Here is a 23,964-nt window from a genome sequence, read left to right on the forward strand (position 1 = left end):
CCATGTTCGACAGACTCCTGGCTTTATTCGTACTGGCATTGGTATTGGGTGTGCCCCTGGGCCTGATCTTCCTGGTCACCGGGCAGTTCCTGATGGACTTTGTGTTTTTCTACCCGCTGTTCATGTCGGCGCTGTGGATCGCAGGCGGCCTGTATTTCTGGCTGCACTGGGAACGCCACTGGCCGTGGGAAGAGGACACTCCGGCGCCCACCTTGGCCGGCAACCCGCTGATCTCGATCATCATCCCTTGCTACAACGAAGGGGATAACGCCGCCGATACCATGCAGGCGGCGCTGGGTCAGTTGTATCCGAACATTGAGGTGATCGCGGTAAACGACGGCTCCACAGACAACACCGCCGCAGTGCTCGATGCGTTGGCACTGGAGCACCCGCGTCTGCGTGTGTTGCACCTGGCGCAGAACCAGGGCAAGGCGGTGGCCTTGCGCATGGGCGCCGTGGCGGCGCGCAGTGAGTACCTGGTGTGCATCGACGGCGACGCGTTGCTGGATAAAAACGCGGCGGCCTACATGGTCGCGCCGATGCTGGATAACCCGCGCCTGGGGGCGGTGACCGGCAACCCGCGCATCCGCACGCGTTCGACCCTGATCGGCCGCGTGCAGGTCGGCGAGTTCTCTTCGATCATCGGCTTGATCAAGCGCACGCAACGGGTATTCGGCCGGATCTTTACGGTGTCGGGTGTGGTGGTCGCGTTCCGTAAAAAGGCGCTGGACCGTATCGACTACTGGAGCACCGACATGATCACCGAGGACATCGATGTCAGTTGGAAGCTGCAACTCGATCACTGGAGCATCTTCTACGAGCCCCGTGCCCTGTGCTGGATTCTGATGCCCGAGACGGTCGGCGGCCTGTGGAAGCAGCGCCTGCGCTGGGCTCAGGGTGGCGCTGAGGTGCTGTTCAAGAATATCCGGGGCATCTGGCAATGGCGTCATCGTTACCTGTGGCCGCTGTTGTTCGAATACTGCCTGTCCACCGGTTGGGCGTTTACCTTCCTGCTGTCGGTGATTTTCTACGTGCTTGGCAAGTTCATGGTGTTGCCACCGGCGATCACGGTGGACTCCCTGGTTCCGCCCGCGTTTACCGGCCTGGTGTTGGCCATGGTGTGTCTGGTGCAGTTTGCAGTGAGCATCATGATCGACCGCCGCTACGAGAAGGACCTGTGGAAGACCCTGTTCTGGACCGTGTGGTACCCGATGGTGTTCTGGCTGGTCAGCCTGTTCACCACCCTGGTCAGTTTTCCCAAGGTGCTGTTCAACCAGCACCGGAAGCGGGCGCGCTGGGTCAGCCCGGATCGCGGCATCAAACCTACTGAAGAGGAGGCGTGATCATGAAACTGGTCAGAACCCGCCAACGTATGGTGATGTGGATCATTGACGTGCTGCTGACCCTGATGGCCTGGGCCGGCTTGATCTGGCTGCTGGCACGTGGGATCAACTCGATGCTGGAGACCCACGGTGGCCCTCGGATTGAGGCGCCGATCTTTGCAGCGCTCAACACCCTGCAGATCTACCTGTGGATCGCCCTGTTCAACGCCCTGATCCTGATCAGCTGGGCGCGCTACCAGCAGCGCCGGGGCCGCAAGTTCGCCCAGCGTCGCGCCGAGGCCAAGGCCTTGAGCGACCAGAACCTGAGCGAGAGTTTCAGCCTAGGCGAAGGGGATCTGGAGCAGCTGCGTCGGCCTGGGGTGCTGGTGATCCATAACGACGAGGAGGGTGGCGTGGCGGAAGTCAAATCCCATGTCTCCCGCGATGTGGAGAAGCCAGGGCTGACGCTGGTGCCCGGCAAGGATCAGAACAAAGACGCGAGCTAAGGAAGCGCTTTGCAAGATCGTTCCCATGCAACGTGGGGACGATCGGGCTTAATCCCGACAAATGGGATCCAATTCACAAAAATGCCGCGAACTTTTCTGCTATTTCCGATACTAAGTTATCTCGGTAAGAAATTGATGGCCAATTAATGGCTATCTGTAAGTTCTCCGATGAATCGCCATCAAGGGTGCTGCCGCTGGTCGGAATAAAAATTCCATGATCAGAAGGCTTCTACCTATGATGATTTTTAGTTGTTATAAATCAATGCGTTGCGTGAAAAATTAGTACTAAGTTCCAACTAGCTCGGCTTTTTGAGTTGTAGGAAGTTAGGTGTTAGTTTGCGCCACTTGATTTTCGATGGATCGAATATGTCTTTGTTATTGCCACGGACTCGGTTATTGCTGTGCACTTTCATGCTCGCTTATTTGGGCCTGAACAGTGCCACCGCCGCCCCTACGCCCGGGGATCAGGACCTGATCCGCGATCGGCAGAACCGCCTGCTTGAAGAGCAGCGCCGGCGCCTCGAAGAACTCAAGGACCTGCCCGGTAAAGAAGCCAGGCCCACGGCCCCGGCGACGCCTGCCGACACACGTTGCTTCCCGATCAAAGACATCGAACTCAAGGGCGCTGACAGTCTGTCTGCCGACGACCGCGCTGGCTTGCTCAAACCCTACACAGGCCAGTGCCTGGGCGTTTCACAGCTCAATGAACTGCTCAAGGTCATCACGGACTTCTACCTCTCCAAAGGCCGCGTCACCAGCCGTGCCTATCTGCCGCAGCAAGACCTTTCCAGCGGCCACCTGCAAGTGTTGGTGGTGGAAGGCAAGCTCGAAGCCTTGAAAAGCGCCCCAGGCAGTACCGTCACCGACCGTGAGTTGTCGATGGCCTTTCCCGGCAAGGTGGGCGAGGCACTCAACCTGCGTGAAGTCGAGCAACTGGTGGACCAGCTCAACCGTTTGCCCTCCAAGCAGGCGCAGATGGAACTGACCCCCGGTACGCAGATCGGCGGCAGTGAAGTGGTGGTCAAGAACACCCCGCAAAAACCCTGGCGCGCCAGCCTGTCGCGCAATAACGATGGGCAGAAAAGCACCGGCGAACAGCAGTGGGGGGCAGGCCTTGAGTGGGACAGCCCCCTGGGCCTGGCCGATCACCTGGTACTGCGCGGCGGCCACGACGCCGTGAGTGACCACCAGAAAACCTCGAAAAACAGCATGCTCTACTACAACGTGCCGTGGGGCTGGTGGAACTTCAGCTACACCTACAGCGAAAGCGACTACCGTACCTATGGCATGCTCAACGACTTCAAATTCAAACAGAACGGCGACAACCAGAACCACCAACTGCGCGCTGAGCGGGTGGTCCACCGTGACGACGTGAGCAAGACATCGGTGAACGTGGGCCTTGCGCACCTGCGCACCAATAACTACATCCTCGACACCCGTACAAGCACAAGCAGCAACCGCCTCAGCGAACTGCAACTGGGCATCAACCACGGGCGCCGTATCGGCAACGCATTCGTCAACGTCGACCTGGGCATGCAGAACGGCATCGGCATGTTCGACGCACAATCTCAAGAGGAGCGCGACCCGTTCGGTAATCGCCAACCCAATTCACGCTACCGCAAATACACCGCCACCGTCAGCTACCTGCAGCCGTTCGCCCTGTGGGGCGAGTCGTTCAGTTTCTCCAGCCTCGCCACCGGCCAACGCAGTGAAGACATTCTGTTCAGCCCGCAGCGCATGAGCCTGGGTGGTTCTGCCTCGGTGCGTGGTTTCAAGGATCAGCAGTTGATCGGCGATAGCGGCGGCTACTGGCGCAACGAAGTGCGCTGGGCCCGTGCGGTGACCGTCGACTGGCTGCGCCCGGCTTTTGCTGAATACGGCGCCAGCGTCGGCTATGACCAAGGCGTGATCAGCAATGATCGCTATAACGACCGTGTGCACGGCCGGGTTTCGAGCAACTCCCTGGAGCTGTTCGCCCGTGGCAAGAACCTGAGCACCAGTGTGACCTTTGCGCATTCTTTGGAACGCCCGGCAGTGATGAGCGAGCGCGAAGCGCCGATCTACTTCCGTATGGATTTCTTCCTGTAATTAAACGCCCCGCAGCAACGAGAATCTGAAAATGGATGTTCGCCAATTTGCCTTTCTGGCCCGCCAACCTTCCGCGGCATTGATGCCGCGTAACTCGTTCCTCGGCCTGCCCAAGCGCGGGCTGGTGCTGATACTGGCCAACGCGTTGTTCTGGCAGCCGCTGCTGGCCCGGGCCGACGGCATCGTGGTCAGTGCGCCGGGGACCACCGTTGGCGCGGCGGGTAATGGCGTGCCCGTGGTGAACATCGCGACGCCTAACGGCAGTGGCCTGTCCCACAACCAGTTCAAGGACTACAACGTGGGTCCCAACGGCGTGATCCTCAACAATGCCAACGGTGCGGTGACCAACACCCAGTTGGGCGGCTATATCGTCGGCAACCCCAACCTCAAGGGCGGCGCAGCCAGCGTCATCCTCAACGAAGTCAACGGCGGCAGCCCCAGCCAGCTGCGCGGCTACACCGAAGTGGCGGGGCAATCGGCCAAGGTCATCGTGGCCAACCCCTACGGCGTCACTTGCAGCGGCTGTGGTTTCATCAACACGCCAAACGTCACCCTGACCACTGGTAAACCGGTGCTCGACGCGAACGGCCAGTTGCAGCGCTACCAGGTCGATGGCGGCGCCGTGACCATCGATGGCCAGGGCTTGAACGCGAGCAACGTCGACCGCTTCGAAATCATCACCCGCTCGGCCAAGATCAACGCGCAGATCAACGCGCGCGAACTGACGGTGATCGCCGGTCGCAATGACGTGGACGCGCGAACGCTGAACGCCACCCCACGCGCCGATGACGGCAGCACCAAGCCTGAGCTGGCCATTGATTCGTCGGCCTTGGGCGGTATGTATGCCGGCGCGATCAAGCTGGTGGGTACCGAAGCCGGTGTGGGCGTGAAACTCGACGGCACGCTCGCGGCCAGCGGCGGCGATATCCAGATCGATGCCAATGGACGCCTGAGCATGGCGCAAACGCAGGCCACCGGTAACGTCAAAGTCACGGCGCAGAACGTCGACCTTACCGACAAGGTCTACGCCGCCGGCAACGTACAAGTGACCAGCGCCCAGGCACTGGTCAACCAGAAGAGTGTGGCCGCCGGCCAACGCATCGAAATCAAGGCGACCACGGTCACCAACCCAGGCATCATCGAAGCGGGTGTCGCGCCCGATAACAGTCGAAACACCACCGGCGACCTGGTCGTCGATGCGCAAACCGTCAACACCACTGGCAACTTGCTGGCCAGCCGAGCCCTGGCGATCACCGCCGCGCAAGCGCTGACCAACCAGGGCGCAATCATCCAGGCCAAGAACGTCAGCGTCAGCAGCGCCAAACTGACCAACCAGGGTGCCACAGCACGTCTTTTCGGCGAGCAGGCCCTGACCGTCGACGCACCGGCCATTGTCAACCTCGGCGGTTTGATCCGCTTTGGTGACGGCCAGGCCGCCACGCTGACCAGTGCCTCCCTGGACAACCGCCAAGGCCGCATCGAAATGGCCGGCGGCAGCCTGGTGCTCGACAGCCGCGAGCTGAACAACAACGGTGGGCAGGTCGTCGCCAACCAACTGACGGTCAACGCGGGCAACCTGAACAACCAGAACGGCGTGCTGCTGGCTGGCGTGACGACAGTCAACGCCACCAACCTTGATAACAGCCTTAAAGGCTTGATCCAGGCCGACAATGGCGCGTTGAATCTCACCGTCGCCAACGCCTTCAACAACAACCAGGGTTTCGCCCAGGCCAGCACCGACCTCAGCCTCAACGCCGGCACCCTTAGCAGCAACGCCAATGGTGTGCTGAGCGCCAACACCGGCAAGCTCACTCTCGTGACTGCCCAACAGCTCAACAACGCTCAAGGCCGCTTGCAGGCCGGGCAGGGCAATGTCGAGCTGCACGCTGCGAACCTGGATAACCAGAGCGGCGTGATCGTCGGCAAGCAGCTGCTGCTCGACGTCAACGCAGGGGACATCGACAACCGCGCCGGCCGTGTGCTCGGCGACAAGCTCGACGTACGCGCCTCCGGCCTCGATAACCGCAACGCCGGCCTGCTGGCCGGTGGTGCCGAAGGCGTCAGCCTGCTGCTCAAAGGCCCGGGCCAGTTGCTCAATGCCCAAGGCCGCATCCAGAGCGAAGGCCTCTTGCAACTGCAAGGCGAGCGCCTGGACAACAGCGCCGGCATCCTGCTCGGCCAAACGGTCGACGTGACCGCCCAGCGCTTCACCAACAGCAACAAGGGCGCGCTGGTCAGCGATGGCGGCGACATCACCTTCAACGTCAGTGACCTGCTGACCAACGTCGATGGCGTGATCGACGCCGGCGAGCGCAACCTGCTGGTCAAGGCCCTCACCACCCTCAACAACGACGGCGGCACCCTGCGCGGCAAGCGTCTGGACATCGCCGCCCAGTATTTGAACAACGACAACGGCCAACTGCTGGCCGGCAACCTGGGCCTGGGCTACAGCGGCCAGAGTGTGACCAACCGCAAAGGCCTGATCCTCAGCGGCGGCGCGCACACCGAACTGGACACCGCAAGCCTGGATAACCAGGGCGGCACTGTGCAAGGCGATACCTTGACCGTCACCGCCGACAAGGCCGACAACGGCAGCGGTGGCCTGATGGCGAGCTTGCTGGGCGACCTGCAACTGACGGTCGAAGCCCTGACCAACCGTGGCGGCAAACTGTTCGGTAAAGAACAGGTCACCGTCAGCGGCGCGACCCTCGACAACAGCGCCAGCGGCCAGATCAGCGGCAATGTGCTCAACCTGACCTCACGCGCTACCCTCACCAACCAGGGGGGCCTGATCGAAGCCAACCAAGGCCTGACCCTCGTCGGCGGCAACCTCGACAACAGTGCCGGCGGCCAAGTGCGTGCATTGGGCGGCGCCAACAGCAGCCTCGACTTCAGCGACCAGCTAAACAACCAGAACGGTACGTTGGAGTTCGCTAGCCAGGCCTTGCGCCTCGACACCGCGAACCTCAACAACCAGGGCGGTATGTTGCAGCACGCCGGCAGTGGCCTGTTCCATATCAACACTGCCGGCCTTACTGGCAGCCAAGGCAATATCCAGGGCATGGGCACCGCTGACTGGGCATTCGGTAAAGTCGTCAGCCTCGGCCGTGTACAACTCAACGAAGTCCTTACCTACAAAAGCGCCCAGGGCCTGACCCTCAAGGCCGGCGACCGCATGGCCAGTGGCAAGGGGTTGATCCTCGACGTAGCCAGCCTCGACAACGGCGGCGAATTGCTCAGCGATGGTGATTTGAGCATCACCACCACCGGCGACATCACCAACAGTGGTCGTGTGTCGGCCTTGCAAAAACTCAGCGTGACGGCGAATAACCTCAGCCAGAACGGCGGACGCCTGGCGGGCAGCCACACTCAACTGAACCTGGGCGGTACGCTGGATAACCTTGGTTTTCTTACCGCACGTCAGCAACTGGACATTGCGGCGACCCAGATCAATAACCGAGGAACCCTGGGCGCCCAGGGTGCCGTGAACCTGCTGGCGTCGAACGGTTTCACCAATGCTGCCGATTCGCTGCTGTTCAGTGGCGGCAATATGATTTTGCGTGGCAACAACTTCAGCAATACCTACGGTGACGTGTACAGCCAGGGCAACCTCAGCTTTGCCGCCATTGATGGCGGGCCTGCCGCCGGTTTCAGCAACCTTTCCGGCACCGTCGAAAGTACCGGCAATATCAGCATCAATGCGGCGTTTGTGGAAAACGCCAAGGCCGAATTCGAACTCGGGCAAACCCTGCAGGGTGGGCGTGTGGAGTGGTTATGTGGCCAGCATTGCGACGGGCATGATTCGTTCAAACGTGGCCAAATCAACATCTACCAGACCTACCTCGAATCAGCGGTCAAGGACTCGGCACCCGCTCGCCTTGTAGCAGGCAAGGATCTGCTGATCCAGGCGAATATGGTGCAGAACCGCTACAGCCTGATGGCCGCCAATGGCAACCTGGGCATCGTCGCCAATGACCTGCTCAACCAGGGCGCGGGTACGCGCACCGGTCAAAACACCATCGTCATCGGTACGCCGTACAGGATCGACCTTGGCTATTGGGACCAGATGGAGTACGTCGATATCCCGGCGTTCAACGCCGCGGTCGCGGCCGGTAACTTTGACCTGGCGCGTTTCGAAGCACTCAAGGCGCGTTCTTCGGATGCCCGTTTCGCTGAGGTCAGTAACGTCACCACCTGGACCGACAACACCGGCCCAGGCTATGGCGCCACCCTGCAAGCCGGCGGCACCGTCAACCTCAACGTCGCCCGCACCCTGCAAAACGGCACGTTGCACGAAAACACCCTGGCGCAATTGACCGGCACCTTGGGCGATGACCAGACCGGCATCCCTGTCGGTGGCATCAACATCAACCTGAGCAAGCACGCCAACGACGTCAGCGCCCAGTCGCCCGGCACCGTGCTGCCAGTGGCCGGTGTCGCACCCGGCGGCGGATTCGTGCCTGTGGATTACACGGGCACGCCGTTCGCGCCGGTCGACCCCACCACCGCGCCCAACTTCCAGTTGCCCAAGGGCGAATACGGTCTGTTCGTTAAAAACGCCGACCCTACCAGCCATTACTTGATCGAAACCAACCCCGAGTTCACCTCGTTAGAGGGCTTCTTCAGCTCCGACTACATGCTCGGCAAACTCGGCTACAGCGCCGACAACGCCTGGCGTCGCCTCGGTGACGGCCAGTACGAAACCCGCCTGATCCGCGACGCGGTGCTCGCCCAGACCGGCCAACGCTTCCTCGCTGGCGGCCTGTACAGCGACGCCGACCAATTCCGCTACCTGATGGACAACGCCCTCGCGAGCAAAGACGCCCTGCGTCTGAGTGTCGGTGTCACGCTGACCAGCCAGCAGGTCGGCGCCTTGACCCACGACATTGTGTGGATGGAAAACCGCGTAGTCGACGGCCAGACAGTCCTCGTCCCGGTGCTGTACCTGGCCCAGGCCGAATCGCGCAACGTACGCGGCAACAGCCTGATTCAGGGGCGCGACCTGAACTTGGTCACCGGCGGCGACCTGGTCAACGTCGGCACCCTGCGCGCCAGCAACAATCTCTCTGCCGCCAGCACGGGCGGTAGCATTTACACCGGCGGCCTGATCGAAGCCGGCAACAACCTGAGCCTGCTGGCCGACGACAGCATCCGCAACGCCATGGCCGGCGAAATTCGCGGCAAGCAAGTCAGCCTCGCCACGCTCAAAGGCGACATCACCAACGACACCACCGCCATCCAGGTGCGTGACGGCGCCGGCATGCGCACCCTCAGGGACAGCGGCGCCGGCACCATCGTCGCCCGCGAAAACCTGGCCATGGACGCCCACCGCGACCTCACCAACCGCGGCGCCCTGGTCGCCGGTAACGACGCCAGCCTCGTCGCCGGCCGCGACCTCAACCTTGTTGCCGCCAGCGATACCAGCGTCAAGCATGAATTCAGCGACGGCGGCCACAAATCCAGCATCACCACCGACGTCAAAAACCTTGCCGCCACCGTCACGGCGGGGGGCAACCTGAACATGAAGGCTGGGCAGGACGTCAATATCATCGGCAGCAACGCTACCGCTGGCAAAGACATGAACGTGCAGGCTGTACGCGATTTCAACGTTGTCTCCGTTGGTGATACGCACAACGTCGAGGGCCGGGAAAAGGATGGCAAGAAACGCATCAAGACCTCGGACGAGCAAACCACGCAAGTCGCGAGTGTGTTGACAGCTGGCAGGGACTTTACCAGCCAGGCCGGGCGTGACACGACGCTCGTCGCCAGCAAGATCAGTGCGGGGAATGAGGCGTACCTGTACAGCGATCGGCGCTTGGGCCTGCTGGCGGGGCAAAACAGCGCCTACACACTCTATGACATGAAGAAAAATAGTGGCTGGGGGAGTAAACAAACCCGCCGCGATGAAGTGACCCGCGTGACGCACGTCGGCAGTGAAATCAATGCAGGTGGCGATATCGGCTTGATCAGTGGCAGTGACCAACTCTACCAGCGCGCCAAATTGACGAGTGGCAAAGACGTCAACATCCTCAGTGGTGGATCGGTGACGTTCGAGGCGGTCAAAGACCTGCATCAAGAAAGCCATACCAAGAGCAAAAGCGATTTGGCCTGGACGAGCTCATCAGGGCGCGGCAACACCGACGAAACCCTTCGCCAGACTCAAATCGTTGCACAGGGCAAGTTCGCGATCCAGGCCGTCGATGGCTTGAAGGTTGATATCAACCATATCGACCAGAAAACGGTTGCCCAGACCATTGATGTGATGGTCAAGGCGGACCCGCAGTTGGCGTGGTTGAAGGATGCCGAGAAACGCGGCGATGTCGACTGGCGCCAGGTTCAAGAGGTGCATGACTCCTTTAAGTACAGCCATTCGAGTCTGGGCCAGGGCGCGATGCTGGCCATCATTATTGTCGTGACGGCGCTGACCGCGGGAGCTGCAAGCGGCCCACTGGGTGCTGCGGCCGGAGCCAGTGCCGGGTCGGGTACGGCAATGGCGGCGGCGGGCAGTTCTGCGATGGTGACGGCGGGCACAGCGTCAGGTGTGGCGGCGGCAGGCTGGGGTAACGTGATGATTACAACGGCACTCTCTTCAATGGCAGGCACGGCGGCTGCAAGCACGATCAATAACAAGGGTAATCTTGGAAAGGTGTTTGACGATGTGACCAGCGCAGATGCGCTGAAAGGCTACGCCACGGGCGCGGCGATTGCCGGTTTTGGTGCGGCCTTCACCAACGGTTGGGGGCGTGAATTAACATCGGACGGTAACTACAAGACGGTGAGTTATGCCGAGCGGGTCAAGGCTTATACCGCGAATACCGCACTGAAAGGCGTGTTGAGTGGCAAAGATAAAAAGTCTTGGCTGACCATCGCGGGCACGGGGGCGCTGACCGAAGTGTATGAATACTCTGCTGGCCGTGGGCCGGATGTAAGACCAGGCGTGGACAGAGACGGAGGGGCAAAATATGACCCGCTCAGCGGCGGCTATGTCCCACAAGTTGATGAGGGTGGCGTGATAAGAGAGGGGAAAAATATTGGTCTTAACCGTACAACAGACTGTGGTAGCTTTTATTCTGTTTGTCACGGTACTCCAGTCAGCAATATATTAAATCAAGTTCCAGGGTTTAATGGGTTTGCTACATTGCACGATGGCTGGATGATTAATTTGGAAGCCTACAAAAAAGCGGATATGTCGCTTTTTGAAAATTTGGGCAGCATGCCGCCTGCTCTGATTGTGAATTATGGAGCCCTGTACGATAAGTACCGCCCAGCCATTGAATCGGAGAAAAAGCGTGAAAATTAATAAATGGCTTTTAATCGTATTATTGTCGGCCTTGGCGGGGTGCGCACCTTCCCATTCCAATTGGGAAAATGGAATGAATCTCTGGGTAGGTACTCATTTTGATTCCCATCTTTACAAGGACTGCACGCGAGGCTGTGGCGACTCATATTGGTCGCCTGTAAATGAGAACAAGACGTTTGATAAGGTTGTTGATGAAAGCGGAGGCAAACGCTATTACATAACTTGGATTAGAGATTGTCGATATTCGGTTTTTGTCGCTGCGGATCGGATAATAAAGTCATGGAGATACGAAACGTCTAACGTAAAAGGATGTTATGTTTTTTAACGGCTGTCTTAAGCGGAGAGAAAGCATATAGGTTTATTGAGTGATTAATGGCCGGTCAGCGCCAAGCCTAAATAAATCCGTCCCCATTTTCTATATAGGCGGTTCGTCAGAAATTCTTGGAAGCAGTCTGCGCCTACGGTTCTGAAGTTATTAGCGGCGTTATAACCACTGGGTGCTCCAGCCAATAAAGCCAACTCCAGTTGCTACCTGTTTTAGAAAAAAGTCGGACACACAGGTGTGGTGTGATGGCGACGCGCGTAGATATTGATTTCTGTGCTCGACTACGGATCTTGCCGATACAGCCCCGAACCTTTTCGTAGATCCCAATGTCTTTACCCCGCCCAACCCCATCCGGTTGGGCTGCATGGACTGCAACGTTTTCAACAGCATTAAGGATTAATGTGAGCCTTTCCCCCCTATTCCCTGCCTCGTCACTGCCTTTCGCGGTGCGAAGGGTTGCACCTGCGCATCCGGCACGCGCGACAAGGGTATGCACTCGGATCCTTTGATCCTTCGCTCAGTACACCTGCGGCCGCCGGGCCTATTGGCGGCTTTGATCTGTAGTTCATGGAGTTAGAAATGAAGCGCAAGCAGTTCCAGAAAAGCCTGTTGGCAGTCATGGTCGGCGCAATCAGCACCCAGGTGCTGGCGGTGGATGTCGACCTTGGCGCAGGCAAAACGATGTTCATCAGCGAAACCTACAATGAGTCGTTGGTGCTCACCGGGCAGACCACCCAGGTGGTCGATCAGAACAGCACGGCCGCTGCGGGGCTGGGGGTCGCCAATACCCACATCCAGGGCTCGTTGATCAACCGCGCGGACATTACGCTGAATGCCGATGGCCGTACCATCCGTGGCATTGCGCTGGACCCGATGTACTGGACCGGTCCTCAGAACCTGAGCCCCGGTTCTGTCACGGGTAACGTCGAGCAGGCCGGTATCATTTCGATGAACAATGGCGGCGACGAAGGCATGGAGATCGGCAAGACGGTCATTGGCGGCAGTGTGATCAACTCCGGCACGATCCGTTCGACACCCCCTTCGACACCGGCACCGTTTCCCTCCTTCATCGGTGGGGGCGAGGGTATTTACCTGCATGGCACCACCATCGCCGGGGATGTTTCCAACACTGGCCTGATCGACATGGCGGGTGAAGGCGCGATCGGCATCATTCTGGACCGTGACAACAATACCCCGACCACCATCGGCGGCAAGATCCTCAACTCCGGCACCGTCAAGGCGACGGGCGAAGGCGCCTGGGGCATCGAAGTTGAAACCGAGACCAGCCCGCTGCGTATCGAAAACAGTGGCCTGGTCTCGGCCAATGGTCTGGGCGCTCGTGGCATGTTGGTGTACCAGGGCACCTTCGATTACATCCTCAATACCGGCACCATCGAAGGCGTGGGCACCGATGCGGGGGCGTTCGAATTCTCCGGTGCCGACTTTGTGCAAAACAGCGCGGCGGGCTCACGCGGTATCGTCAACCGCGGGATCATCCGCGCTGACGGCACAGCCATCAGTGTCAACCCGGCCGACCAGGTCTCGACGTTTGAAATCAACCAGCAGGCCGGCGAGATTCGCAGCAATTCCGGTACCGCGATTGATGCAGCCAACCTCGCGACGTTGAATTGGACAGGTGGCAACATCATCGGTGATGTGCTGAACCTGAACGCGGTGAACATCGACGGCCAGGCGGGTTTCACGGGCAGCCGCATCATCGCGCCGGTGTCGATCAACTCAGGTTCACTGAACCTCTCCGCGCCAGGCACTGCCATTACCGGCAACCTCAACGTGGCCAGCGGCGCCGGCATTGATATGCACCTTTCCGACAGCGTGGTGCCGACCACGCCGTACCTGACCGTCAACGGTGCCGCCAACTTTGCCCAAGCCTCGAAGCTGACGGTAAGTGCCAACCCAGGTGATTTCGCCAGCACCAACAGCGGCACTCAATACACCCTGCTGCAAGCCACCAGCGTGCAAGATAACGGCCTGTCGGTGGCCAGTTCTTCGGCGCTGCTGAACGTGCTCAGCTACTCGGCCGACGCGCAGACAGTCAAGGCCGTGGTGGCGGTCAAAGATAATCAGCAAGTCCAGCAAGCGCTGGCCGGAGTGGGCGCCAGCGCGGCTTCAGCCACAGCGGTCAACACCTTCAAGAATGGCGTACTGAGCCAGCTCAGCCAAAACGATCAGGTGTTCCAGGCCCTGGCCAACGCCGGTACGGCGCAGCAACTGGCCCAGATCAGTGACCAGCTCAAGCCGGACGTCAACCGTGGCGCCCTGGATGTGGCGTTGTCCGGGCAAACCGTGATCAACGGCGCGATCTTCAATCGCCTCACTGACCAACGCGAAAGCCGCCAGGCCGGTGGCGTGTGGGTGCAGGGTCTGAGCAGCAACATGGACCAGGACGGCCGTGGCGGTGACAACGGTTACTCGGCCAACAGCAGCGGCATGGCGGTGGGTGTGGACAGTCGTGTGAACGACACCACCACCTTGGGCGTGGCGTACAGCTACCTCAATTCCAACATCCATTCCGACCTCGGCAACAAGACCGATGTCGAGGGTCATGCGCTGTCGCTGTACGGCAATTGGTCGCTGCAGAACTGGTTTGTCGACGGCAGTCTCAGCTACGGCCATAACGACAACGACAGCAAGCGCCATATCGCAGGCACTACGGCCAAGGGCAGTTACGACAGCAACGTATTGTCGGCCAGCGTGATCGGCGGCTACAGCTTCAAGCCGTCCCAGGCCGTCGTGATCGAGCCTCGTGTGGCTGCGCGCTACTCCAACGTGCGCATGGAGGGCTACGACGAGAAAGGGTCGTCGGCCGCCCTGAGCACAGGTTCGCAGCGTTATGAAGTGGGCGAGTTGGGCGCTGGCGTGCGTCTGGCTGGCAACCTGCCAATGGGCGCAGGCAGCCTGCAGCCGGAAGCGACGTTGATGGCGTATCACGACCTGATGGGCGATCGCGTGGCGCAAACTTCCAGCTACATGCTCGGCGGTTCGGCATTCACTGTGACCGGCGCGTCAGTGGCACGGGATAGCTATGAAGCCAGTGTGGGTGTGAACTACCAGGTTGCTGACTTCACCGTGGGCGCCAGTTACACCCGTCAGGCGCGCAGTGGGTTTGACGCCGATGGCGTGATGCTCAAGGCGCGCTATGCGTTTTAAGCACAGTTAAGGTCATACGCTTTGCCTGTGGCGAGGGAGCCCGCTCCGTCGCCACAGGTTTCATCAGAACAACTTGCGCTGCACCGCTTCATCCAGGGTACTGCGCGTCAGCGCCTCCACCACTTCCCGCGTGTCCGCCTGGAACGGGATGCCCACGATCAGCACCAGGTGCATCCAGGTGCGTACCGATTCGCTCTTCTTCACACGGGCCAACTCCTTGCCATCCTTGTCCTTGAATACCGTTTCCAGGGTGAAGGTGTTTTTTGCCGTGCTCGGAATGAGGAACAGCGTAAAGCCGGTGATGAACGCCGACACCGGGCTGTACTCTTCGTTGTTGTGCAGCGTGGCATCCACGTAGATGTCCGAGTCGACTTTGTCAGTGCTCACCCGTGAAAAACGATTGGACTGGCGCAACGAGTCAGCCACGGCTTTTTCCCACACCACCACCGGGGCACCGACGGCAGCATTGCCCGGACCGCCGTTTACGTGGTTTTGCGCGGTGGTATGCACATACGCCGTCGGTTTTTGCGCCGGCACGTTAGCTGTCGGAGGCCAGGTCTGCACCGCTGGCAGTTCGTGTTGTGAGTAGGACACGCAGCCGGTCAGCAAGACTGCCGCGAGTACCAGGCAGTGTTTGATCAATCCTTTCATGTGTTGCTCCTGAAACTAGGGTTTCGCCAGGTTGGCGGTAGCGGTGTCGAGCAGTTGCGCGACCAGTTTGGTCAGTTGCTGGCCGCCCATCGAAGGCGCCCAATATTGGCCGCTGTACAACCCGACGTTATGTTCGAACTTGATCGACTCCTTCGCCGACGCCAGCTCCTTGCCATCGCGATCGACGATGACCAGTTCGCCGGCGACGTCAAAGCTGTCCACGTAGATCGGTCCGTTGACCCAGATCCAAATGGTCAACGTCAGCAGCGCCCCCGGCACGTACGCCGGGTGCGGGGCGCGATGACCCTTGAGGGAAGTCATATTGAATTTGAGGGTGACGTCGTGCTCGCCCAGGCGTACCGGATACTCGGTCACCTGCTTGAAATAGCCCGCCGTGCGCACGTACTGGGTGATCTGGGCCGTCAGGGAGCTGCTGATCGCCGTTTTGTTGGCTTCATTGACGTCGGTGGCACTCACCGTCACATCGGCGACTTGCGCGCTGCGCGGGCTGCTGGTGGAAGCCGGATGGAGCGGGGCGCCGATGGGGCCGGTGACGGTGTATGACACACAGCCGGTCATCGATAACGCGGCGACGAGCGTTGCCGCCCGGAGGAGGGTTTTCAACACGCAATATCCCTATAAATGAATGAACCAAGCCACTGTCTCGTCTTTCAGGGGCATAACTTGAGCGGAGGTTTTTTATCTGCCGGGTGAAGGCTATTAGCCATCACTCTTTTTGGTTGACTGACAACGCCTTAGCGCACGGCGACCGGATGTTTGCACGTAAGCGTCAGTAAAGCGACGCCACACGGGCTTCAAAACAACTTGAGAACGGCTTTCAACTCCGTAAAATGCCGCGACTGTTTAAAGCACGATACTTTTCAGGGACGAATTCAGACATGCGCGTGTTTGCCGTATTTCTCGCGGCGTGCCTTATGGCGGGCTGTGCCTCCAAGCCGGATTACTACATCTCCCCGGCGCCGGTGACCATTCCCAAGACCGCTACCTACTGGCTCGACACCTTCGATGTTGAGGTGGTGGGCAAGAACGAACGCTTCCTGTCGGATGACAAAGTGCGCCAGCAGCTCGGTGTCGATTTGATCGACCGCCTGCTCAAGGCCAAGCGCTACGCCAGCAGCAAGGACAAGGCCGATTACCTGCTGGATGTGAACGTCATCTATACCCGGCGGATACAAGACACCCAAGGCGGTTTCATGACGGCCATCGTCGATGACAAGACCATCCTCGCCAGTGTCGACTTCAACTACCAGGTCAAGGTCAAGAAAGCCGGCGCCGAAGTGCTGCATTTCTCTCAGGCTCGCCAAGGGCTGATGCCAGGCGGCTACAAGGGCGACTGGCAGAACATGAAAACGATGGCCGGGGTGCTGACCAACTCTGGCAACTCCAGTGTCGAGACCTTCTACACCGGTTTATTGAGCCGATTCATCGTTGACGATTTGCGCGACATTCCGTCCCGCTAGCGTCAGCGGGCGCACCCGATTTCCCACTTAGGAGCACCCTGTGAAAACACTGTCCAAAATCCTGCTGTTCGGCCTCACCGCCGCAGCGCTGCTGACCGTGGCCGGTTGCGCCACGGAGAGCAATCGCGCCATGCCGGTGGAACAAGTCGCCAGCGCCAACGTCGCCTATTCCGGTGTGCGGGTACCGATTGCAGTCGGTAAGTTCGACAACCGCTCCAGCTACATGCGCGGCATCTTCTCCGACGGCGTTGATCGCCTCGGTGGCCAGGCCAAGACCATCCTGATCACCCACCTGCAGCAGACCAACCGCTTCAGCGTGCTGGACCGCGACAACATGGGCGAGATCTCCCAGGAAGCCGCGATCAAAGGCACTGTGCAGAAGCTCAAGGGCGCTGACTACGTCGTGACCGGCGACGTGACCGAGTTTGGCCGCAAAGAAACCGGCGACCGCCAGCTGTTCGGCATCCTCGGGCGTGGCAAGACCCAAGTGGCTTATGCCAAAGTCGCGTTGAACATCGTCAACATCAGCACCTCCGAAGTGGTGTATTCCACCCAGGGCGCCGGTGAATACGCGCTGTCCAACCGTGAAGTGATCGGTTTCGGCGGCACCGCCAGCTACGACTCCACCCTCAATGGCAAGGTCCTCGACCTGGCCATGCGTGAAGCCATCAACCGCCTCGTCGACGGCATCAACGCTGGCGCCTGGAACCCACGCAACTGATCAGCAGCACCTCAAGCAGCACTTCAAGGAGCAGTACAAGGATGAGCAAGGCAGTCAAATTGGCGCTGATGCTGACAGCAGTGGCGACGGTCGCCGGGTGCCAGACGGCGCCCCAGCCGCTGTATCAATGGGAAAGTTATCAGCCGCAGGTTTACGAATACTTCAAGGGCGAGCCCAAGGAAGCGCAGGTCGAGGCGCTGGAGCGGGACCTGCAGAAGATCAACGCCAGTGGCCGCAAGGCCCCGCCGGGTTACCACGCCCACCTGGGCATGCTGTACCTGAGCCTGGGCAAGGATGACCAGATGGTGCAGGAATTCCGCACCGAGAAGGCGCTGTTCCCTGAGTCTGCCTCGTACATGGACTTTTTGCTGAAGAACGCCAAGACCGGAGTCGCCACTAAATGAGCCTGTTGAAACTCACGGGCGCCTTGCTGGCCCTGGCCCTGCTCGGCGGTTGCGCAGCCCCCAAGACCATTGATTACACGGCATACAAACAGGCACGACCAAAGTCGATCCTGGTCCTGCCGCCGATCAATGAGTCGCCGGAAGTGCAGGCGTCCTACAGCATGGTCTCGCAAGTGACCTACCCGCTGGCCGAAGCTGGCTACTACGTGTTGCCGATCGCCCTGGTGGACGAAACCTTCCGCCAGAACGGCCTGACCACCGCCAATGATATCCAGGCGGTGCCACCGGCCAAGCTGCATGACATCTTCGGCGCGGATTCGGCGTTGTACATCACCGTTACCAATTACGGCACCAAGTACATGCTGATCTCCAGCGACACTTCCGTGACGGCCTCGGCCAAACTGGTCGACCTGCGCACCGGCACCACCCTGTGGACCGGCTCGGCGCATGCGTCCAGCGAGGAAGGCAACAACAACGGCGGCGGCCTCATCGGCATGCTGATCACTGCGGCGGTCAAGCAAGTGATCAACAGCTCCACCGACGCGGCGCATCCGATTGCCGGTATCACCAGTGCGCGCCTGCTGTCGCCGGGTCAGCGTGCGGGGATCCTGTACGGTCCACGTAACCCGAAATACGGTACTGACTGATTGAGCGGTTCGGCGGGGCAGGTTTTCCTGTTCCGCCGAACGGTTTAACCCGAACAGCCAGCCCCTCGCGTCTGACCTTGTGAACGGATCATTCATTCACGAGGTTCAGCCCATGTCCCGTCCTCTGCTCTTCCTGCGTCCTGCTGCCCAGGGCTTTGCCGTTACCTTGCTGGTGACGCTGGCCGGTTGTGGGCTGTCCTCTACCCATGATGCAGCCGAGCCTGCCGAAGCTGCGCCGGTCTCCGAGCTGCAAAGTATCCCCGTACAAGGCGCATTGGTTAAACGCATGCCCATGCCTGCGCCCATGAGCGCACAAAGGATGATGCAGGATTCCATCGCGATGGAATACCGCAGCGAACCCCGCGAACAATACGAAAACCTGCCGGAAAACCCGGTGCATCGCGTGGCTGAAACGCCGGTTTCAACCTTCAGCGTGGACGTCGACACCGGCAGCTACGCCAACGTAAGACGTTTCCTCAACCAAGGCAGCCTGCCGCCCGAAGGCGCTGTGCGTCTGGAGGAAATGGTCAACTATTTCCCCTACAGCTACGCACTGCCCACCGACGGCTCGCCCTTCGGCGTGACCACCGAAGTGGCCGCCACACCATGGAACCCTCGCACCCAGTTGCTGCGCATCGGCATCAAGGCCTCCGACCGCGCCGTGGCACAGTTGGCGCCGGCCAACCTGGTGTTCCTGGTGGACGTGTCCGGCTCCATGGACCGCCGCGAAGGCTTGCCGCTGGTCAAAAGCACGCTGAAATTGCTGGTGGACCAGTTGCGTGAACAGGACCGTGTTTCGTTGGTGGTGTATGCCGGTGAATCCCGGGTGGTGCTCAAGCCTACCTCGGGTCGTGACAAGCAGAAGATCCGCAACGCCATCGACCAACTCACTGCCGGCGGCTCCACGGCGGGCGCGTCCGGCATCGAACTCGCCTACCAGATGGCCCGCGAAGGCTTTATCGACAAGGGCATCAATCGCATCCTGCTGGCCACCGACGGTGACTTCAACGTGGGCATCAGCGACTTTGACAGCCTCAAGCAGATGGCCGCAGAGCAGCGTAAAAGTGGCGTGTCTCTCACCACCCTGGGCTTCGGTGTGGATAACTACAACGAACACCTGATGGAACAACTGGCCGACGCGGGCGACGGTAACTACGCCTACATCGACACCCTGCGTGAAGCGCGCAAAGTGTTGGTGGACCAACTCAGTTCGACCCTGGCGGTCGTGGCTCGGGATGTGAAACTGCAGGTGGAATTCAACCCCGCACGCGTCAGCGAATATCGCCTGCTCGGCTATGAAAACCGCGCCTTGAAGCGTGAGGATTTCAACAACGACAAGGTCGACGCGGGTGAGATCGGTGCAGGGCATACGGTAACGGCGTTGTACGAAATTGTGCCGAAGGGCGAGAAGGGGTGGTTGGAGCCTTTGCGTTACGCGGCGGTGCCGGCGGCTGAGGATAAATCCGCTGAGCTCGCGATGCTGCGTGTGCGCTACAAGCCTGCTGCGGAAGGTGACAGCCAGTTGATCGAGCGGCCCATCAGCACTGTTTCGGGCAAGGCCAGTGAAGACCTGCGTTTCGCCGCCGCCGTCGCTGCCTTCGCCCAACAGCTCAAGGGCGATGGCCGCTACACTGGTAGCATGAGCCTGCAGGACACCGCTGCACTGGCCCGCTCGGCCCGAGGCAATGACCCGTTCGGCCTGCGCAATGAGTTCGTACAACTGGTGGAACTGGCCCAAAGCCTCAAACACTGATTGCCCATGCAACGACGATCCAATGTGGGAGCTGGCTTGCCTGCGATAGCATCATTGCGGTGTGACTGAAACACCGAAGCCTCTGCATCGCGGGCAAGCCCGGCTCCCACAGGTCATCTGCATTGATCCATCGAAAGGAGTTCGCCACCTACATGGCCGTACCCGATGATTCACCCAGCGACGAAGCGCTACTGGCCCGCTACCGAACCGGCGACAGTGCCGCGTTCGAAGCCCTGTATGCGCGGCACCGCCAGGGCCTGTACCGATTCCTCGTATCCCTGAGCAACAAGGCCGAACTGGCCGAGGAAATCTACCAGGAAACCTGGCTCAGCCTGATCCGCAGCGCCACCCAGCCACAAGGCCGGGCGAGTTTTCGCACATGGCTGTTCCAGATCGCCCGCAACCGCCTGATCGACCATTGGCGCAAGCACGGCATCCACAACCCGCTGCACGACAGCTACGACGAGCAATTGCACGCCCAGGCCGACGACAGCGCCGGCCCCGAGCAGCAACTGAGCCTGAGCCGCGACCAGGCCCGCCTCGATGCAGCGCTGCAAGGCCTGCCCGAAGACCAGCGCGAAGTCTTCCTGCTGCGCCTGCACGGCGACCTCGAAGTGCCGCAAATCGCCGCCCTCACCGGCACCCCGCTGGAAACCGTCAAAAGCCGCCTGCGTTACGCCCAGCAGAAACTGCGCCGCCTGCTGGCCGAGGAGATACCCGCATGACCGACTCCCGACACACCCCGGACCCCGACGACGTGCTGCTCCAGCATTTCCGTCAACACAGCACCGGCGAACCGCCCGCGTCCCTCGACGCCTTCATCCTCAACGCCGCCCGCCGCGAAGCCCCAGCCCCGCAGCCGAACCTGTGGCAACGCTGGCTGCAAGCCTGCCAACGGCCACGCTGGCAAATGGCATTCGCCACCGTCGCAGGCGTGGCATTGATGATCGGCGTAGTGATGCGCTCGCCTGTGCCGCAACCCGAAATCTCCACCGCGACCTTCTCAGCCCCTCAAGAGCAAGCCGCACGTCCAGCCCCGCCACCAATGTCCGCCCCTGCCCCCGTGGCCCGACTGGCCATCGCGCCCAAGGCCGAGAGTGCGCAAGTCATGGGCTCAATGGCGGACGAGTCGAGCGCCAAACTCAGCAAGCGCGCGCCGGTGGCGCTGCCTTCGTTGGAGGAGGGGTTGCAGGAGATTGTGAACCTGCGTGCGGCAGGGCAAAGCAAGGCAGCGGATGAGAAGCTGCTGGCGTTGCATCAGCGTTTTCCTGAGGAAGACTTGCCGGCGTTGTTGGAGGCGTTGCGGAAACATTGAATCGCTGCGCGTAAAAAAGCCCCAGGTGTTTTGAGCTGGGGCTTTCTTGTTATGTCTGGTGACCCGGCGTCGTTTGAACTGGGCAGTGAGAGCACCGTATTCATTGGGTATGTTTTGTGGTGCTTCGGTTAGGCATACACGTGGGCATACACGGCGCTTCCCTCTGGCCACTTTTTTCGTGGTATCCCCGTAGGGTAAAGCAACACCAAATGGTTGCTGATGTGGTGCTTTCCAGTTGAGTAGTTACTTATTCGTTCGACCTTCTGCCGCCAGTGAGGCGAGCGCAAGAGTGATGAATCCTGCATTTTCATCCAGGGTAACCAGTGCCCCTCGAATGTTCTGTGCCACTTCCGTAGATCCTCTTTGCTCAACCCAGTTTGACAGCTCCTCGATAGCTGCCCCGAGCGCCAGTTGGTTTTCATTCATGCGCTTGAGCATTGATGCGAGCAGCGAGACGTCTTGCATGAGCATTCTCCACAGTCTATAGGACGATCATGTCTGCGATCTGATACCCAAGATTTGTGACCTGATAGATCTCACCTTTGTAACCTTGGCCGACGATGAGACCTTCGTGGGTCAGCTCGGCAATAGCCTGCTCCCATTTTGCGACTTCTCTTCGATCACTCTTTTCAGCGATGAGATTTTTGCCGTTTGTTTGCACGTCCGTTCCTTCCATGTATTCGACGTGAATAATTGTTCCGTGGGAATCCAAGCTCGCCTCCTTCAGCAGGATCCTAGCCTCACCTGATAGTTTTGGGATCGATGTATTGGACTCTAATATTTCACCCACGCCGCTGTTTTCCGCATTGTTGAACAGGGGGTGCTCGTTGACCTTCAACTGAAGGTGCCGATAGAGATTCGTACGGAAGTCGCTGAGGCTGTCATAGCTCTCATACAGTCCACGACTTTGGCAGTCGGTCTTGAATTTCTTAACCGCGGCAGCCTGATCAAGATCGACAGTGTCCATGGCAACGGGTTGAGATGAGAAATAGAGCATTGCCGGTTTGCCCGACTGAATATGCTTTTCTAGCTCTTCAACGGTGCCGCTTGCGTATTCATCGGTAGGGGTACCAATCCGTGTCCAAAATACCCCTATAAGAAGATCGCATTTTCCTAGGATTTGCTTGTTGATGATGGCCTGGGGGGAAGCCCCCATTTCTGGAGATGAGTGGGACTCCCACCCAATGGGTAGCAAGACGATCTTCCGAGCGTTTGAATTGACCGCGTTCCACTCATAGATGACGTCACGAACGATGGTGCGCTCAGAGGCAACATCACCTGGTGAGGCGATCATCACGTTGAAGGTTTCAGCTGTATAGCTCATTGCACATCCTCTGTGTTGGAAGATCGATCTGTAGGTAAATGGCCTATAGCATTGGAGGCAATTAACTTCGCTTTCGGATCACGTTAAGGCTTCCATCAGCAACGGTATCGATCACGAATGAACTGGTTGTAATAGGAGCCTTTTGATCCCGCTAACATCAGGCCTTGGTGTATCGCTGGCGGGACGTTACAGAAGTCATAGGAGTGACCCTGTTGAAAGCGGATACACATTTTCCTCGTGTCCGGATCGTAACCCACAGAGGTCATTGCACCAGAGCGAACGGCAATCATGTCCATAGCATTTTCCCAAACGTGCGGCCTTTCAGTAGGCCAACCCGTTTGATACTAGCTGAGCCGCGCTCGTCTGGAGCCTTCTCTCCCAAACGTGCGGGGGCCCCTGGAGCTATCTTGAGGGTACGGGGCATGAAACCCGCGGGACTGAGTTAGTGGGAAGTTCTGAAAGTTACTGAAATTTCAATCGTTGAAATTGAAAGGATCTTGAAGAAAAAAGGGGATCCTTACCGGAACGGTATCGGTCCTCGGTTTTGTTCGGGATTGTAAACGGATGGCTCGGTCAACTCAGTCAACCAGTCAACTAACTTTGGAGCCCAGCCACTAACGAGATCCGGCGGGTTCTATGCCCCGTGTCTATCCGAAATGCCCAGGGTCCCCAGCGGCTTTCCGATTCATAGGGCAAATGCACTGGTGAACAGCAGTTCACCCGGTTCACCTGTTCACTAAGCTGGGCACCTTTCCGCTGCCACGATCACGCGGGTTCCCTACCCCGTATCTTCAAGAATGCGCCAGGGTCCTCACTATCGAACCAAAGCCAAGAGCTTGATCGACCTCGCTTCGCTGGAGGGGCAATACTAATGGGGCTAGGGGGGATACCCTAATAAACCGTGTTACGAGTGTTACGGGTGTTACGCTTTTATTTAAGTATATGATTTTAAAGGACTT

17 protein-coding genes are annotated in these 23,964 nt (G+C 59.4%); 12 read left to right on the forward strand and 5 right to left on the reverse strand.

Going from position 1 to position 23,964, the window contains the following annotated elements; translation table 11 throughout:
- Positions 1 to 2 precede the first annotated feature (2 nt).
- The 5 genes from pgaC (at position 3) to BMZ57_RS19040 (ending at position 14,709) form a co-directional block, all read left to right on the forward strand.
- Positions 3 to 1,343 (forward strand): poly-beta-1,6-N-acetyl-D-glucosamine synthase, encoded by a 1,341-nt coding sequence (pgaC, locus tag BMZ57_RS19015; protein ID WP_010214237.1) that lies wholly within the window; start codon positions 3 to 5, stop codon positions 1,341 to 1,343.
- A gap of 2 nt (positions 1,344 to 1,345) precedes the next feature.
- Positions 1,346 to 1,828 carry a poly-beta-1,6-N-acetyl-D-glucosamine biosynthesis protein PgaD gene (gene pgaD / locus BMZ57_RS19020; protein ID WP_010214236.1) on the forward strand — a complete coding sequence of 161 codons (483 nt, stop codon included), beginning with the start codon at positions 1,346 to 1,348 and terminating at the stop codon, positions 1,826 to 1,828.
- Positions 1,829 to 2,194: 366 nt separating this feature from the next.
- Complete coding sequence (locus tag BMZ57_RS19025) at positions 2,195 to 3,916, forward strand: ShlB/FhaC/HecB family hemolysin secretion/activation protein (RefSeq protein ID WP_044286434.1); 1,722 nt, start codon at positions 2,195 to 2,197, stop codon at positions 3,914 to 3,916.
- 31 nt (positions 3,917 to 3,947) lie between these two features.
- A complete protein-coding gene (locus BMZ57_RS19030; protein WP_069672877.1) occupies positions 3,948 to 11,216 on the forward strand; it encodes a two-partner secretion domain-containing protein in 7,269 nt (2,422 codons plus the stop codon).
- 904 nt (positions 11,217 to 12,120) lie between these two features.
- A complete protein-coding gene (locus BMZ57_RS19040) occupies positions 12,121 to 14,709 on the forward strand; it encodes an autotransporter family protein (RefSeq protein ID WP_069672876.1) in 2,589 nt (862 codons plus the stop codon).
- A 63-nt stretch (positions 14,710 to 14,772) separates the two neighbouring features.
- On the opposite strand, the gene BMZ57_RS19045 is transcribed toward BMZ57_RS19040, so the two are convergent.
- Positions 14,773 to 15,360, reverse strand: a complete 588-nt coding sequence (locus BMZ57_RS19045) for a hypothetical protein (protein ID WP_021491656.1) — start codon at positions 15,358 to 15,360, stop codon at positions 14,773 to 14,775.
- Positions 15,361 to 15,375: 15 nt separating this feature from the next.
- Entirely contained in the window at positions 15,376 to 15,987 is a 612-nt protein-coding gene (locus BMZ57_RS19050) for a hypothetical protein (RefSeq protein WP_069672875.1), read from the reverse strand.
- Between the two features lie 272 nt (positions 15,988 to 16,259).
- Between BMZ57_RS19050 and BMZ57_RS19055 the strand changes: the two genes are divergently transcribed.
- From BMZ57_RS19055 to BMZ57_RS19085, 7 genes are all read left to right on the forward strand, one after another.
- Entirely contained in the window at positions 16,260 to 16,841 is a 582-nt protein-coding gene (locus BMZ57_RS19055) for a hypothetical protein (RefSeq protein WP_010214229.1), read from the forward strand.
- Positions 16,842 to 16,881: 40 nt separating this feature from the next.
- On the forward strand, positions 16,882 to 17,562 hold the full coding sequence (locus BMZ57_RS19060; RefSeq protein WP_069672874.1) for a CsgG/HfaB family protein: 681 nt from the start codon (positions 16,882 to 16,884) through the stop codon (positions 17,560 to 17,562).
- A gap of 41 nt (positions 17,563 to 17,603) precedes the next feature.
- On the forward strand, positions 17,604 to 17,966 hold the full coding sequence (locus BMZ57_RS19065; protein WP_010214227.1) for a DUF4810 domain-containing protein: 363 nt from the start codon (positions 17,604 to 17,606) through the stop codon (positions 17,964 to 17,966).
- Positions 17,963 to 18,613, forward strand: a complete 651-nt coding sequence (locus BMZ57_RS19070; protein ID WP_010214226.1) for a DUF799 domain-containing protein — start codon at positions 17,963 to 17,965, stop codon at positions 18,611 to 18,613. Before BMZ57_RS19065 ends, BMZ57_RS19070 begins: the two co-directional genes overlap by 4 nt.
- Before the next feature lie 112 nt (positions 18,614 to 18,725).
- A complete protein-coding gene (locus BMZ57_RS19075; protein ID WP_069672873.1) occupies positions 18,726 to 20,366 on the forward strand; it encodes a vWA domain-containing protein in 1,641 nt (546 codons plus the stop codon).
- Positions 20,367 to 20,518: 152 nt separating this feature from the next.
- Entirely contained in the window at positions 20,519 to 21,091 is a 573-nt protein-coding gene (locus tag BMZ57_RS19080) for an RNA polymerase sigma factor (protein WP_010214223.1), read from the forward strand.
- Positions 21,088 to 21,681, forward strand: a complete 594-nt coding sequence (locus BMZ57_RS19085; protein WP_069672872.1) for a hypothetical protein — start codon at positions 21,088 to 21,090, stop codon at positions 21,679 to 21,681. Before BMZ57_RS19080 ends, BMZ57_RS19085 begins: the two co-directional genes overlap by 4 nt.
- Positions 21,682 to 21,924: 243 nt before the next feature.
- Here BMZ57_RS19085 and BMZ57_RS19090 read toward each other — a convergent pair whose 3' ends face one another.
- The 3 genes from BMZ57_RS19090 to BMZ57_RS19100 form a co-directional block, all read right to left on the reverse strand.
- Entirely contained in the window at positions 21,925 to 22,146 is a 222-nt protein-coding gene (locus tag BMZ57_RS19090) for a hypothetical protein (RefSeq protein ID WP_069672871.1), read from the reverse strand.
- Between the two features lie 16 nt (positions 22,147 to 22,162).
- Positions 22,163 to 23,005, reverse strand: a complete 843-nt coding sequence (locus tag BMZ57_RS19095) for a DUF4062 domain-containing protein (protein ID WP_069672870.1) — start codon at positions 23,003 to 23,005, stop codon at positions 22,163 to 22,165.
- A gap of 95 nt (positions 23,006 to 23,100) precedes the next feature.
- Complete coding sequence (locus BMZ57_RS19100) at positions 23,101 to 23,301, reverse strand: KTSC domain-containing protein (protein ID WP_074900599.1); 201 nt, start codon at positions 23,299 to 23,301, stop codon at positions 23,101 to 23,103.
- Between the last annotated feature and the right edge of the window lie 663 nt (positions 23,302 to 23,964).

It is taken from the genome of Pseudomonas simiae (assembly GCF_900111895.1).
GTDB classification, from domain to species: domain Bacteria; phylum Pseudomonadota; class Gammaproteobacteria; order Pseudomonadales; family Pseudomonadaceae; genus Aquipseudomonas; species Aquipseudomonas simiae.